The organism is Chryseotalea sanaruensis (assembly GCF_003990915.1).
Taxonomy (GTDB): Bacteria; Bacteroidota; Bacteroidia; order Cytophagales; family Cyclobacteriaceae; genus Chryseotalea; species Chryseotalea sanaruensis.
The window spans coordinates 1-379 of the sequence record NZ_BHXQ01000037.1; the positions used below are offsets into that span (position 1 = coordinate 1).

Below are 379 nucleotides of genomic sequence, written 5' to 3' on the forward strand. Positions count from 1 at the left end.
ACGAGTGCGATCACAGGCGATAACAGTGTTTGTGCGAGTGAAGCAGGAGTTGCATATAGTGTAACTTCGAATGCAGGTAGCACCTATGCTTGGACGATTACAGGCGGCACCCAAGTGAGTGGCACCAATACAGCAAGCATTACAGTAGATTGGGGAGCAGCGGGAGCAGGCAATGTTCAGGTAGTAGAAACGAATTTAGGTTGTGCCGGAGTTGCAGTAAACTTACCGGTTACGATCAATCCTATACCAGTTACGAGTGCGATCACAGGCGATAACAGTGTTTGTGCGAGTGAAGCAGGAGTTGCATATAGTGTAACTTCGAATGCAGGTAGCACCTATGCTTGGACGATTACAGGCGGCACCCAAGTGAGTGGCACCA

1 protein-coding gene is annotated in these 379 nt (G+C 49.3%); it reads left to right on the forward strand.

The genetic code is table 11. From position 1 onward, the window contains the following. Positions 1–379, forward strand: a 379-nt coding sequence (locus tag SanaruYs_RS20185) for a PKD-like domain-containing protein (protein WP_160118740.1), incomplete at both ends; no start/stop codon positions are given.